Genomic DNA, 11935 nt, shown 5'->3' with positions numbered 1-11935 from the left:
CGTGCGACAATCGCGCCTTTCCCCGCATGTGACACGCCCCATGACTGCAAGACTTCTCGACGGGCGAGCCGTCGGCGCCACCGTGCGCGCCGGGCTTGCCGAGACGATCGCCGCCTATACCGAGAACGGCCACCGTCCGCCCGGGCTGGCGGTGGTGCAGGTGGGGGGGGATCCGGCCTCGTCGGTCTACGTGGCCAACAAGCGCAAGGCCTGCGCCAAGCTCGGCATCGAATCGTTCTCGCACGATCTCAAGGACACGGTCACCCAGGCCGAGCTCGATGCCCTGGTCGACGAGCTCAACGAGGACCCGCGCATCGACGGCATCCTGGTGCAGCTGCCGTTGCCGGAGCACCTGAGCGCCGATTCGATCATCAACCGCATCGACCCGGACAAGGACGTCGACGGCTTTCACCCCACCAACATCGGCCGGCTCGCCATCCGTCAGCCGGGCCTGCGCCCCTGCACGCCCTACGGGGTGATGCGCCTGCTCGAGGAGACCGGGCGCGACCTGCACGGCATGGAGGCCGTCGTGGTGGGGGCGTCGAACATCGTCGGCCGTCCGATGGCCCTCGAGCTGCTGCTGGCCGGGGCCACCGTCACGGTCTGCCACCGCTTCACCGAGGACCTGGCCGCCCACGTCCGTCGTGCCGACCTGGTCGTGGTCGCCGCCGGCAAGCCGGGGCTGGTCAGGGGTGAGTGGATCAAGGAGGGGGCGATCGTGATCGACGTGGGTATCCACCGTCGCGAGGACGGCACGCTGCATGGCGATGTCGACTTCGACACGGCGGCCGAACGGGCCGGGTTCATCACGCCGGTGCCCGGCGGGGTGGGGCCGATGACCATCGCCATGCTGATGCACAACACGGTCACGTCCTGGCGGCGTCGGCTGGGTTTGGGTTGAGCGCCCGATGAGCGAGGCCGCCGCCGACCCGTCCGACTGGACCATCGCGCGTCGCTTTCGCGGCTTCGTGCCGGTGGTCGTCGACGTGGAGACCGGCGGGCTCGACCCGCAGGGGCATGCCCTGCTCGAGCTGGCCGCCGTGCTGCTCGACGTCGACGAGCACGGGCGGCTGTATCCCACCGAGGAGATCGCCGTCTCGGTCCACCCCAGTCACCTGACGGAAGTCGACCCCGTCTCGATCAAGATCCACGGCATCGACCCCTCCGACCCCGAGCGCGAGGCAGTGGAAGAGCGGGCGGCCCTGGACGCCTTCTTCCGCCCGATCCGCCGCCAGGTCAAGGCGCTCAACGCGCGCCGCGCGATCCTGGTGGGCCACAACGCGCCGTTCGACCTCGCGGTAGTCAAGGCCGCCTGCGAACGCACCGGCTACAAGCGCAACCCCTTCCACCCGTTCTCCACGCTCGACACGGTCACGGCCGCCGCCGTGGCGATCGGCGAGACGGTGCTGGCCAAGGCCTGCACCGCCGCGGGTTTCGACTGGGACAACAGTCGCGCCCACGGCGCGCTCTACGACGCGCAGAAGACCGCCGAGCTCTTCTGCCACATCACCAACCGGCTTTCCACCGAGAAAGGGCGCGCCGCGCTGCGGGTGCGCGAGCCGCTCAAGTAGGCATCAAGCGGGGCGATCCGGCCGTCCCGTTGCGCCGACGTCGTCACCCTTGTCCTCGGCCTCGCTCTCGCCCTGGCGGTGGACCACGTTGAGCGTGATCCGTCCCCGCCCGTGCCCGTCGTCCGTGCCCTCGAAGCGCTTGTGGATGGTCACGGAGTCCTTGTCCGTCTTTCCGCCCTCCGCGTGCACGTAGCGCTCGCCTACCGGCACCTGCAGTGGCGAGTTGTCCTGCGTGGCGTGCGCGATGGCGAGTCGCGCGATCGCGTCGAGCTCCGCCGGGGTGATGTCGACCACGACGTTGAGGTCGCGCACCGCGGCCTGCAGGTGCCGCGAGGTCAACGGCGGGGCGGGCGGTTCCTCCCAGCGGGCGAGACCGATGGGATAGCGCCGCCACGGGAACGGGTAATTGGCGATCACCGCCACCGCGAACAGGATCGCGGTGTTCGCCAGTACCGGGACGACGAGATAGAGATACCCCAGCTCGTGGACCGGCGCCCCGCCGATCACGGCGATCAGGGCGGTCGCCCCGCCGGGCGGATGCACGCAGCGCAGCAACTGCATGGCCGCGATCGCCCCACCGACGGCCACCCCGGCCGCCAGGGCCGGATCGGGAATCCAGGCCGCGGCGCTCACGCCGATCGCCGCCGACACGATCTGGCCGCCAAACACCGGCCACGGCTGGGACAATGCCCCGTGCGGCACGGCGAACAGCAGCACGGCCGCCGCACCCATCGAGCCGACCATTAGAAGCGCCGCCCACGGTCCGGCCACCCAGCTGGTCAAGGCATGGACGGCCCATATCCCGACCAGGGCGGCCAGTCCCGCGATCACCATCTCGCGCCAGCCCACCCGGGTGGTGCCGGGGCCGATCAGGTCGCGGATACGAGTCAACAGGGTCTTGTCTAGGGTCGGGTCAGTCATGCCGGTTTCCTGCATTGCATCAAGCGGCGTGGGCCGATCGGCGTCGGTGGAGGAGCGCGGATTCTACCTGCCTAGGGAAACTCTGCCCGAATGCCATGCCACTCTGGCAGAGTTTCCCTAGCCCCGTGATGGTGCAACCGGCCGTCCCGGTGCCCGCGTGCCTCCCGTCATCTGCCGACCGTGCAAGGGGGTATCGCCCGGATTGACGGGGTCCGGGTCGAGCGGATAGAGTAAAAGTTAGTCTTGACTAACTTTGGCGAGGGCAGTCGATGCCGGCAAACGAGAGAGCAGGGTGGGCACGGGCCGGGCGGGTCATTCTGACGGGTGCCGCGAGGCGATACCTACGGCGGTGCGCGCTGGCGATCCCGGCCCTGGTCGTCCTGCTGGCCGCGCCGCTGGTCGGTCAGGCGGGCGAGCGCCTTTCCATTGTCGCGACCACCGGCATGATCGCCGACGCGGCACGCGAGATCGGGGGGGACTCGGTCGAGGTCGAGGGGCTGATGGGCCCGGGGATCGACCCGCACAGCTACCGGCAGACCCGCAGCGACATCGTCGCCATGACGCGAGCCGACCTGGTGCTCTGGCACGGCCTGTACCTCGAGGCACAGATGGAGGAGTTCCTCCAGCGACTGGCCAAGCGCCAGACCGTGGTGGCCGTCGCCGAGCAACTGCCGCGCGAGCGTCTGCTCGGCCACGAGGACTACGACGACAAGCGCGACCCGCACGTCTGGATGGACCCGTCGCTCTGGGCCAAGGTGGTCGTTGCGATCCGCGATGCCATGATCGAGGCGCGCCCCGACCGGGAAGCGATGTTCCGCGAACGCGCGGATGCCTACCTCGAACGCATCGAGCGACTGGGCGACTGGGCCGCCGAGGTGACCTCGAGCGTGCCCGACGAGGCGCGCGTGCTGCTCACCGCCCACGATGCCTTTGCCTACTTCGGTCGGGCCTATGGCTTCGAGGTGATCGGTATCCAGGGCATCTCGACCGAGTCCGAGGCGGGGCTGCGCCGGATTCGTGATCTCGTCGACCTGCTGGTCGAACGCCGCATCGGCGCGGTATTCGTGGAAAGCTCGGTATCCGATCGCAACATCCGCGCGCTGGTGGAAGGCGCGGAGTCGCGCGGTCACGCGGTGCGCATCGCGGGTACGCTCTATTCCGATGCGATGGGCCCGGCGGGGACCTACGAGGGGACGTATATCGGCATGATCGACCACAACATCACCACCATCGTCCGCGCCCTGGGCGGCGAGGCGCCGGCCGACGGCATGCAGGGGCGTCTGGCCGAGGCGTCGCGATGATTGACGCGTTGCGCACGGCCATGGGACGGGGGACGCCGAGCGACCCGCTCGACAGCCTGTCGGACAAGCCGCTCGCGGTGCGTGGCCTGACGGTTTCCTACGGCGACAAGCCGGCCGTGTTCTCGCTCGACATGACGGTCGAGCCGGGGTCGATGACCGCCATTATCGGGCCCAACGGCGCCGGCAAGTCGACCACCCTCAAGGCCGTGTTGGGCATCGTGCCGCGGCTGTCCGGGGTGGTCTCGGTGTTCGGCCAGCCGTTGGCCGCGAGCCGGCGGCGCATTGCCTACGTGCCCCAGCGCGCCTCGGTCGACTGGGATTTTCCCACCCGCGTGATCGACGTGGTGCTGATGGGGCTGGTCCGTGAGCTCGGCCTGCTGCGGCCGGTGCGCGGGCATCATCGCCAGCGTGCCTTCGATTGCCTCGACCGCGTCGGCATGCGCGATTTCGCCGATCGGCAGATCGGCCAGCTGTCCGGCGGCCAGCAGCAGCGGGTCTTTCTCGCGCGTGCCCTGGCCCAGGGGGCGGACCTCTACCTGCTCGACGAGCCGTTCGCCGGGGTCGACGCGGCCACCGAGCGCGCGATCATCGACGTGCTCAAGGGCCTGAAGGCGGAGGGACGCACGGTCGTTGCCGTCCACCACGATCTCTCCACCGTGCGCGACTACTTCGATCACGTCTTGATGATCAACGTGCACAAGGTGGCGGAAGGGCCCGTCGCCGAGGCCTTCACCGAGGACAACCTGCAGCGTGCCTATGGCGGCCGCCTGGCGGCGAACCTGATGGATCAGCTCCAGCTCGGCGGTCACTGATGGGGGCGACCATGCTGCTCGACGCCCTGACCTTGCAACTCGGCTACAACGCCACGCTGGTGGCCATCGGCGCGGCGCTGCTCGGCATTGCCGCCGGGGCGTCGGGCACCTTTCTGTTCCTGCGAAAGCGCGCGCTGGTCTCGGACGCGATCAGTCATTCGACGCTCCCCGGTGTGGGGCTTGCCTTCCTGGTGATGACGGCCTTCGGCGGCGACGGTCGTCACCTGGTCGGCCTGTTGCTGGGCGCCTCGCTGACGGCGGCGCTGGGCCTGTGGGCCATGCACGCGCTGACCCGCCACACGCGCCTGGCCGAGGACGCCGCGATCGGCGCGGTGCTCTCGGTGTTCTTCGGTTTCGGCGTGGTGCTGCTGACCGTCATCCAGACCGTCTCGGTCGGCCGCCCCGCCGGACTCGAGGATTTTCTGCTGGGTGCCACGGCGGGCATGCTCTACCAGGATGCCGTGCTGATCGCGGTGGCCGGGGCACTGGCGGTGCTGGTGGTCTGGGCACTGCGCCGGCCGATGACCCTGGTGGCCTTCGATGCCGGGTTCGCGTCGGCCGCCGGGGTCAATGTCCGGCGCGTGGACCTGGCCATGATGGGCCTGGTGCTGGCGGTGACCATCATCGGGCTGAAGGTGGTCGGTCTCGTGCTGATCGTCGCGCTGCTGATCATTCCGCCGGTAACCGCCCGTTTCTGGAGCAACCGCAGCGATCGCGTGGTGGGCATCGCGGGCGTGTTCGGCGGGGTCTCGGGCTTTGTCGGCGCGGCGATTTCCGCGACGGCCCCGGCGCTGCCGACCGGACCGATCATCGTGCTGACCGCCTTCGCCCTGTTCGCCGTCTCGATGCTGTTCGCCCCCGGTCGTGGGGTACTCGCCGCCTGGCTGCGCCACCGGCGCCAGCAGCGGCGCATCCACCTGCGCCAGGGATTGCTGGCGATCGCCCAGGATTTGCCCATCTACGAGCGCTACACCCTGCAATTGCTGGTGCGCGCCGGGTTGGCCCGCGCGGACGGCGTGCCCACCGAGCTGGGGCGCCGGCGTGCCGAGAAGGCCTGTCGTGACGAATCGCGCTGGGCGGTCGCACGGCGCATGCACTCGCACGAATCGGCGGTCTCCCGCTACGACGGGCTGCTGCCGATCGAGGACGTGTTCACCCGTGACGAGATCCGCGAGATCGATCGTCAGATCGCCGAGTCGGGCGGGGGCTGCGCCTGATGGCTGGTGAATTCGTGATGCTCTCGCTGGTGCCGATCCTGATCGGCGTGCTCGCTGCCGTTGCCTGCGCCCTACCGGGCAACTTTCTGGTCCTGCGCCGTCAGGCCCTGATCGGTGATGCCATCAGTCACGTCGTCCTGCCGGGGATCGTGGTCGGCTTTCTCTTGAGCGGCACGGTCAGTTCCTGGGCGATGATGGCCGGTGCCGCCGGCGCGGCGGTGGTGGCCGTGCTCCTGATCGAACTGATCCGGCGATTGGGGCGGATCGAGCCGGGGGCGGCCATGGGCGTGGCCTTCACCGCGCTGTTCGCCTTCGGCGTACTCCTGCTCGAGCAGTCGGACACCTCGTCGGTGCACCTGGACGTGCAGCACGCGCTCTACGGCAACCTCGAGAGCCTGATCTGGGTGGAGGCCAAGGGCTGGAATTCGCTGTTCGACCCGGTCGCCCTGGCCGGGTTGCCGCCCGAACTGGGCCGCATCGCGATCGTGGCCCTGGTGATGTTGCTGTTCACCCTGGTGTTCTGGCGACCGCTGAAGATCTCTACCTTCGACGAGGACTTTGCCCGCGTGCTGGGCATGCGCACCAATCTGATCGGTTTCGGGCTGGTGATCATGGCGGCCATCGCCGCGGTCGCGGCCTTCGACGCGGTGGGCTCGATCATCGTCATCGCCATGTTCATCTGCCCGCCGGCCGCCGCCCGCCTGATGACCAACCGACTCGAGACCCAGGTGCTCTGGTCGGTGGCCTTTGCCGTCTTTTCGGCGGTGATGGGTTACGTCCTGGCCGGTTACGGCCCGCTGTGGCTGGGGGGTGACGATGCCGTGAGCGCCGCGGGGATGATCGCCACGGTCTCCGGTCTCGTCCTGGGTCTGGCGGCCCTCTACGGTCCACACCGCAAGTGCCGTGGCGCGCCCACTGATCGCTGACCCGGCTCCCGTCCGACCCAGCCTTCTGCTTCTGACCCGCCGGCCTGCGCCCGGTCTTCCTTCGCCGGGATCGAGGTCGTCTATGCCTTCGGCATAACGATCGGACCCCGTGGGAAGGTGAGTAACACGAGTTGCAATAATAACGATTCGTATTTAGTATCGATCATCGTTCACCCGGTGGCCTCCGCGCCGGGTGGGTATCTCGGGGCCAGCCAGCCGTCGCCAGCCAGCCCTCCTTGCAAACGGTCCTTTCCGGACCCGGAACATCGAGGAGTGGACATGACGCAAATCATGCGCGGCGGACGGTTCGCGGCGTTTCCCCTTGCCTTGGCATCTCAGGCGGCGATTGCACAGGGTCACGAGCCCACCCTCGATTACCCGTCGATCTCGTTCGGCGGCGTGGTCGAGGTGGAGGCCTTTCAAAGCAATCCCTATGCCGGCGGTGACGAGAGCGACGTGGTCCTGGCCACGGGCGCGCTCGGGGTGACGGCGGCGATCAACGAGTGGATCCGGGCCGAGGTCTCCACCCTCTACGAGGAGAACGAAACGCCCCTGGAAATCGATACGGCCAGCGTGATGCTTGCCAAGCCGCATGGGGGCTGGTCGATGCGTGCCGGCCAGTTCTACGTCCCCTTCGGTGTGTACGAGACGGCCATGGTCTCCGATCCCCTGACCCTGGAGTTGGGCGAGGCCCGTGAGACCGCAATCGCCGTCGGGATCGATCAGGGCGGCCTGCATGCCGAGGTCTATGCGTTCAACGGCGACCTCGACAACGAGGATTCGATCGGCACCTTCGGCGCGACGGCCGGTTACAGCGGCCGGATTGGTGTCGCCGATTTCGCCCTGACCGCCGGTTACCTCAACAGCCTGGGCGAATCCGACGGTCTCGAGGAGACGGTGCACGTCGCCAACACCGGCACAGACGCCAGCGAGGTGGACGCGTGGACCGCCAGTCTCGTGATCGGAATCGGCGAGATGCGGCTGGTGGGCGAGTACCTGACGGCCAGCGGTGCCTTCGAGGAGGGCGAGATTGCCTATGCCGGGGCTGGCGCCCGGCCTGGCGCCTGGAACGTCGAGGCGAGCTACGCCTTCGACCTGATGGGTCGGCCGGCCCGCGCCGGCATCGGTTACCAGGGCAGCCAGGAGGCAGTGGCGCTCGATTTGCCAGCGCGCCGCGCCATTGCCTCGCTGTCGACCGAGATATTCCCGCGCACCGCGTTGAGCCTCGAATAGCGCCATGACGAGGACTACGGCATCGCCGACGGCGGCAGCGGCGAATCGGCCGGCACCTTCACGACCCAGCTCGCGGTCACGTTCTGAACCCGCTCGACCCGATAGCGAGGCACGACCATGACGAGACGCATCTTTCGACCAATCCCGCTGGCCCTGCTCGCCGGGGCGATCCTGGGCACGCCGAGCGTTCACGCCGCTCCGGCCGCCGAACGCGTGCTGGCCCACACCGCCGCACAGGTGATCACGCGCAACTACGTCCGGCTGGCCTCCGCCACGAGCCGATTGGCCGAGCGACTGGCCGACCTGCAGGAGACCCCCAACGCCGAGGACGTGATTGCCGCGCGGGCGGCCTGGCGCGAGGCCAGGGCGTACTGGGAGACCGGCGAGGCGCACCTGTTCGGCCCGGTGGATATCGACGGTCACGATCCGGCAATGGATTCCTGGCCACTCGATCGGCGCGAGCTCGGCCAGCTGATGGCCGGGTCGGCATCGCTGGACGCTCGAGGCGTCGCGGGTCTCGACGGTGACGTGAAAGGCTTTCACGCCATTGAATTCCTGCTCTGGCATCAGCCGGTGGCCGAGGGGCGCGAGTCGGCCGAACGGGCGGCCGAACGCCTCGCCGAGCAACCACGCCAGCGTGAACTGCTCGCCGCGCTGGGCGTGGATCTGGACGATCACGCCACCGCCATGGCCGCATCCTGGCGAGGGAGTGATGGCCACGCCCGGCAGCTCGCCGGGGCAGGGACGCCGGCCTCGCGGCTGTACCCAGCGGTCCGGGGAGCGCTGCAGGAACTGGCCGAGGGTATGGACGGCATTGCCGACGAGCTGGCGGCCGCCAAGCTGGGCGAACCGCTGGCCTCCGGTCGGCTGGACGGCGTCGAGTCGCCGTATGCCCGCAATACCCGGGCGGACATGCAACACAACGTCGAAGGCATCCGCAATCTCTGGCTCGGCTCACTGGACGGCGTGGATTCGGGTCTGGGCCTGCGCGCGTTGGCAGTGGGGAAAGGTGTCGATGTCGCGGCCGTCGATCGGGCGTTGCTGGTCGCGAACGGCCGACTGGCGGCGATCGGCGAGACCGATGGTGGCAACGCTCGACTGGCCTTCGCCGAGGCGGTCGTCAGCGGCGACGCGGCCCAGCAGGCCCGAATCCAGGCGGCGGTGGATGCGGTGAGGGGGCTGCAGGAGCGACTGGTCGCGGCCCTGGACGAGGAATGAAGATGACGCGTTCGAGCACGCGCGGGATCGATACGGCCCGGCCGGGCATTGCTCCTACCCGGCGCCATCGTCGCTTCGCAGGTCGGGTGTTGTCGTGGATTGCCGCCATGCTGAGCGTAACGGCCGTCACCTGGGCAGATCCGCCTCCGCCGGTGACGGTGGACTCGGCCACCAGCAACGCCTTTTCGCATCCCTTGCCCGGCATGAGCGACGAACAAGTCGCCCGCTTTACCCGTGGGGATGCGGATTTCGAGACTCCGTTCGTCTCCAGCGGCAACGCCATCCGGCCGGGGTTGGGGCCGGTGTTCAATGCCTCGAGCTGCGAGGCCTGTCACCCGCGCGATTCGCGCGGGCAGCCGCCGCCCCATCCGGCTGACGATCGCAGCAATCTGGCGGATGGAGAATCGATGTTACTGCGCGTGAGCGTGGGCAACGATCCCCGGACGGGCCCCATCCCCGTGCCGGGCATGGGCACCCAGCTCCAGCAGCACGCGGTGGCCGGCGCCGTACCGGAGGCGACGGTCATCGTGCACTGGCGCACGACGCGCGGCGAGTACGCCGACGGCACCGCCTACGAGCTGCGCCGGCCCGAGTTCGAGCTGACCGACCTGGCCGATCCGGAAGCGTTGACCGAGGCGGGCTACACGGTCGAGGACATCGAGACCTCGCCCCGGGTGGCGCCGCCAATCCACGGCCGGGGCTACATCGAGGCGATCGCGGACGAGACCCTGCTGGCCCTGGCCGATCCGGACGACGCCGATGGCGACGGCATCAGCGGTCGGGTCAACCGGGTTATCGATGCCGTCTCCGGCGAGCGGGTGATCGGGCGGATCGGCCTGAAGGCCAATAATCCGTCGCTGCGCCAACAGAACGCCGGCGCCTACCACCAGGACATGGGGGTGACCAACCCCGTGTTCCCCCGTGAGGCGCCGGGTGCCGCAGTCAATCGCGATGCGATGGCCGATGATCCCGAGCTGGGCTGGAGCAGTGCGACCGGCAGCCCGGATCCCGAAGCGGGCGAACGCCGACTCGGCGACGTCACCTTCTACACCCAGACACTGGCTGTGCCGTCACGTCGTTTCGTCGACAATCCCGAGGTCCGCCGCGGCGAGCGCCTGTTCGAGCGGTCCGGATGCGCCGCCTGTCACGTGCCGACGATAGAGACCGGCGAGCATCCCGATGGCATCGCGCTGTTGTCGAACCGCGAGATCGCGCCGTACTCGGATTTCCTGCTGCACGACATGGGCGAGGGTCTGGCCGACGGGCGAGGCGATTTCGTCGCCACGGGCCGCGAGTGGCGCACCCCGCCCCTGTGGGGTATCGGCCTGAACGAGCTGGTGACCGGACACCGCTTCTACCTGCACGATGGTCGCGCCCGAGGGTTGGCTGAGGCGATCCTTTGGCATGGTGGCGAGGCCGGGGCTGCCCGCGAGTCCTTCCGACAAATGACCGCGGCCGAGCGTCATGCCATGCTGACATTCTTGCGCAGTCTCTGAACGGCTCGTTCTCGACAGGGCAGGCCGGTAAACTAGGGACACGCCGCACGATTCGAGGGCACCTCTGGCTGGCGGGTTTTCCGTCAACCCCGCCCTTCGGCCCGGTTCGCGCCGATCCGGTTCAGCCCGTGTCGAGGGCGAGGGCCCTTCTGGGCAGACCGCGCCTTGCCTCTAGGCCCGCGAAGGTCCCGCTGAGACGTCATCGAATCGTGCCGAGTGTCCTAACCGCCGCCCGCTTGATGGGCAGGACGTCATCACGTATCGATCCGAGGAAAACTGAAGATGATTCAAGCGAAGACAGGGAAGGTTGCTGGCCTGACCGCCGCGGCCGGCGCGCTGGCATTGGCCGTGGCCGGCTGTTCGAGCCCCAAGGCCGATTTCCAGGCCACCTGCGAGAAGAACTCCGGCGATGTCGAGGGCTGTGCCTGCATGGGCGAGCGGCTGGACAAGAACCTCAGCGAGGAGCAGTTCGGCGAGCTGGTCAAGCTGATGCGCGAGGAGGATGCCTCCCTCGAGCAGATCGGCACCCGCCTGGACCAGAACACCTTCCAGGAGATCATGATCGCCGCCAAGCAGTGCGAAGCGAATCCCTGATCGCCCGCGCGGTCGCGCTGCTCTTGGCCCTGATCGCGTTGCCGCTGCAGGCAGGGGGGACCTCGCCGGACACCCCGACGGCCCCGCCATTGCAGACCGGCGATATCGTGCTGACCGGCAATGACGGGGCCTGGGCGTTCCTGGCCCGCCGTTTTGCCGAGCACGACCCACGCTGGAGCCACGTCGGCATGGTCGTGCGGGACGGGGATGACCTCGAGGTGGTGCACATGGACGGCTCGCCCCTGGGCGGCCACATCCGTCGCGAACCGCTGGCCCGTTTTACCGGACAGGCCCAACTCAGCCGTCTGGTGCGCCCGGCGCTCAACGATGGGCAGCGCCGGCAGTTGCGCGCCTGGCTCGACGGGCACCTGGCCCGAAACACCGCATTCGATACTCGCTTCCGCCTCGACGACCGTCCGGCCATGTACTGCTCGGAACTGGTCTGGCGTGGGCTCCGGCGCGTCGGTGGCTTGCCGGCGGGGTGGGAATTGCCCACGGTGGGGGGGCGCGCCTTCGTGCCGGTCGATCGCCTGGTCGAGCTGGATGCGTCGGGTCGGTCGGCGGCGCGTTCGGTCCCACGGGCGGATCACCTCTCGGCGCGATAGCCCGATGCGATTGCTTCGGGTGGTCGCCCCGGGTGGTCGAC

General features: G+C 68.9%; 12 protein-coding genes. 11 read left to right on the top strand and 1 reads right to left on the bottom strand.

The genetic code is table 11. The features are described 5' to 3' along the window. The first annotated feature begins 40 nt into the window (after positions 1-40). The gene (gene folD, locus LV475_RS01975; protein ID WP_250105663.1) at positions 41-901 is read left to right on the top strand and encodes a bifunctional methylenetetrahydrofolate dehydrogenase/methenyltetrahydrofolate cyclohydrolase FolD; all 861 of its coding nucleotides are present in this window, start codon (positions 41-43) and stop codon (positions 899-901) included. Positions 902-908: 7 nt separating this feature from the next. Further along, positions 909-1571 (top strand): ribonuclease T, encoded by a 663-nt coding sequence (gene rnt, locus LV475_RS01970; protein WP_250105662.1) that lies wholly within the window; start codon positions 909-911, stop codon positions 1569-1571. 3 nt (positions 1572-1574) lie between these two features. On the opposite strand, the gene LV475_RS01965 is transcribed toward rnt, so the two are convergent. Next, entirely contained in the window at positions 1575-2492 is a 918-nt protein-coding gene (locus LV475_RS01965) for an HPP family protein (RefSeq protein ID WP_250105661.1), read from the bottom strand. A 269-nt stretch (positions 2493-2761) separates the two neighbouring features. Here LV475_RS01965 and LV475_RS01960 point away from each other — a divergent pair, with 269 nt between their 5' ends. The 9 genes from LV475_RS01960 (at position 2762) to LV475_RS01920 (ending at position 11894) form a co-directional block, all read left to right on the top strand. Then, positions 2762-3793 (top strand): metal ABC transporter solute-binding protein, Zn/Mn family, encoded by a 1032-nt coding sequence (locus LV475_RS01960; RefSeq protein WP_250105660.1) that lies wholly within the window; start codon positions 2762-2764, stop codon positions 3791-3793. After that, on the top strand, positions 3790-4605 hold the full coding sequence (locus tag LV475_RS01955; protein ID WP_284047153.1) for a metal ABC transporter ATP-binding protein: 816 nt from the start codon (positions 3790-3792) through the stop codon (positions 4603-4605). The genes LV475_RS01960 and LV475_RS01955 overlap by 4 nt, the downstream gene beginning before the upstream one ends. Next, positions 4605-5822 (top strand): metal ABC transporter permease, encoded by a 1218-nt coding sequence (locus LV475_RS01950; RefSeq protein WP_197039100.1) that lies wholly within the window; start codon positions 4605-4607, stop codon positions 5820-5822. Before LV475_RS01955 ends, LV475_RS01950 begins: the two co-directional genes overlap by 1 nt. Then, on the top strand, positions 5822-6748 hold the full coding sequence (locus LV475_RS01945) for a metal ABC transporter permease (RefSeq protein WP_197039099.1): 927 nt from the start codon (positions 5822-5824) through the stop codon (positions 6746-6748). Before LV475_RS01950 ends, LV475_RS01945 begins: the two co-directional genes overlap by 1 nt. Positions 6749-7027: 279 nt before the next feature. Further along, entirely contained in the window at positions 7028-7981 is a 954-nt protein-coding gene (locus tag LV475_RS01940) for an LbtU family siderophore porin (protein WP_250105659.1), read from the top strand. A gap of 117 nt (positions 7982-8098) precedes the next feature. Next, positions 8099-9199, top strand: coding sequence for an imelysin family protein (locus LV475_RS01935; RefSeq protein ID WP_250105658.1), 1101 nt, complete (start codon positions 8099-8101; stop codon positions 9197-9199). A gap of 107 nt (positions 9200-9306) precedes the next feature. Beyond that, positions 9307-10695, top strand: a complete 1389-nt coding sequence (locus LV475_RS01930) for a di-heme oxidoreductase family protein (RefSeq protein ID WP_250105657.1) — start codon at positions 9307-9309, stop codon at positions 10693-10695. A 282-nt stretch (positions 10696-10977) separates the two neighbouring features. Further along, entirely contained in the window at positions 10978-11289 is a 312-nt protein-coding gene (locus LV475_RS01925; RefSeq protein ID WP_197039097.1) for a hypothetical protein, read from the top strand. Next, the gene (locus LV475_RS01920; RefSeq protein ID WP_197039096.1) at positions 11271-11894 is read left to right on the top strand and encodes a C40 family peptidase; all 624 of its coding nucleotides are present in this window, start codon (positions 11271-11273) and stop codon (positions 11892-11894) included. Before LV475_RS01925 ends, LV475_RS01920 begins: the two co-directional genes overlap by 19 nt. Positions 11895-11935: the final 41 nt, after the last annotated feature.

Source organism: Guyparkeria hydrothermalis, assembly GCF_023555375.1.
Lineage (GTDB): Bacteria > Pseudomonadota > Gammaproteobacteria > Halothiobacillales > Halothiobacillaceae > Guyparkeria > Guyparkeria hydrothermalis.
This window is presented reverse-complemented; position numbering and strand designations above follow the sequence as displayed.

What these genes read in the sequence shown, in the direction of transcription:
- folD (WP_250105663.1), top strand. Translation starts at nt 41, where the DNA reads ATGACTGCAAGACTTCTCGACGGGCGAGCCGTCGGCGCCACCGTGCGC.
- rnt (WP_250105662.1), top strand. Translation starts at nt 909, where the DNA reads ATGAGCGAGGCCGCCGCCGACCCGTCCGACTGGACCATCGCGCGTCGC.
- LV475_RS01965 (WP_250105661.1), bottom strand. Translation starts at nt 2,492, where the DNA reads ATGACTGACCCGACCCTAGACAAGACCCTGTTGACTCGTATCCGCGAC.
- LV475_RS01960 (WP_250105660.1), top strand. Translation starts at nt 2,762, where the DNA reads ATGCCGGCAAACGAGAGAGCAGGGTGGGCACGGGCCGGGCGGGTCATT.
- LV475_RS01955 (WP_284047153.1), top strand. Translation starts at nt 3,790, where the DNA reads ATGATTGACGCGTTGCGCACGGCCATGGGACGGGGGACGCCGAGCGAC.
- LV475_RS01950 (WP_197039100.1), top strand. Translation starts at nt 4,605, where the DNA reads ATGGGGGCGACCATGCTGCTCGACGCCCTGACCTTGCAACTCGGCTAC.
- LV475_RS01945 (WP_197039099.1), top strand. Translation starts at nt 5,822, where the DNA reads ATGGCTGGTGAATTCGTGATGCTCTCGCTGGTGCCGATCCTGATCGGC.
- LV475_RS01940 (WP_250105659.1), top strand. Translation starts at nt 7,028, where the DNA reads ATGACGCAAATCATGCGCGGCGGACGGTTCGCGGCGTTTCCCCTTGCC.
- LV475_RS01935 (WP_250105658.1), top strand. Translation starts at nt 8,099, where the DNA reads ATGACGAGACGCATCTTTCGACCAATCCCGCTGGCCCTGCTCGCCGGG.
- LV475_RS01930 (WP_250105657.1), top strand. Translation starts at nt 9,307, where the DNA reads ATGCTGAGCGTAACGGCCGTCACCTGGGCAGATCCGCCTCCGCCGGTG.
- LV475_RS01925 (WP_197039097.1), top strand. Translation starts at nt 10,978, where the DNA reads ATGATTCAAGCGAAGACAGGGAAGGTTGCTGGCCTGACCGCCGCGGCC.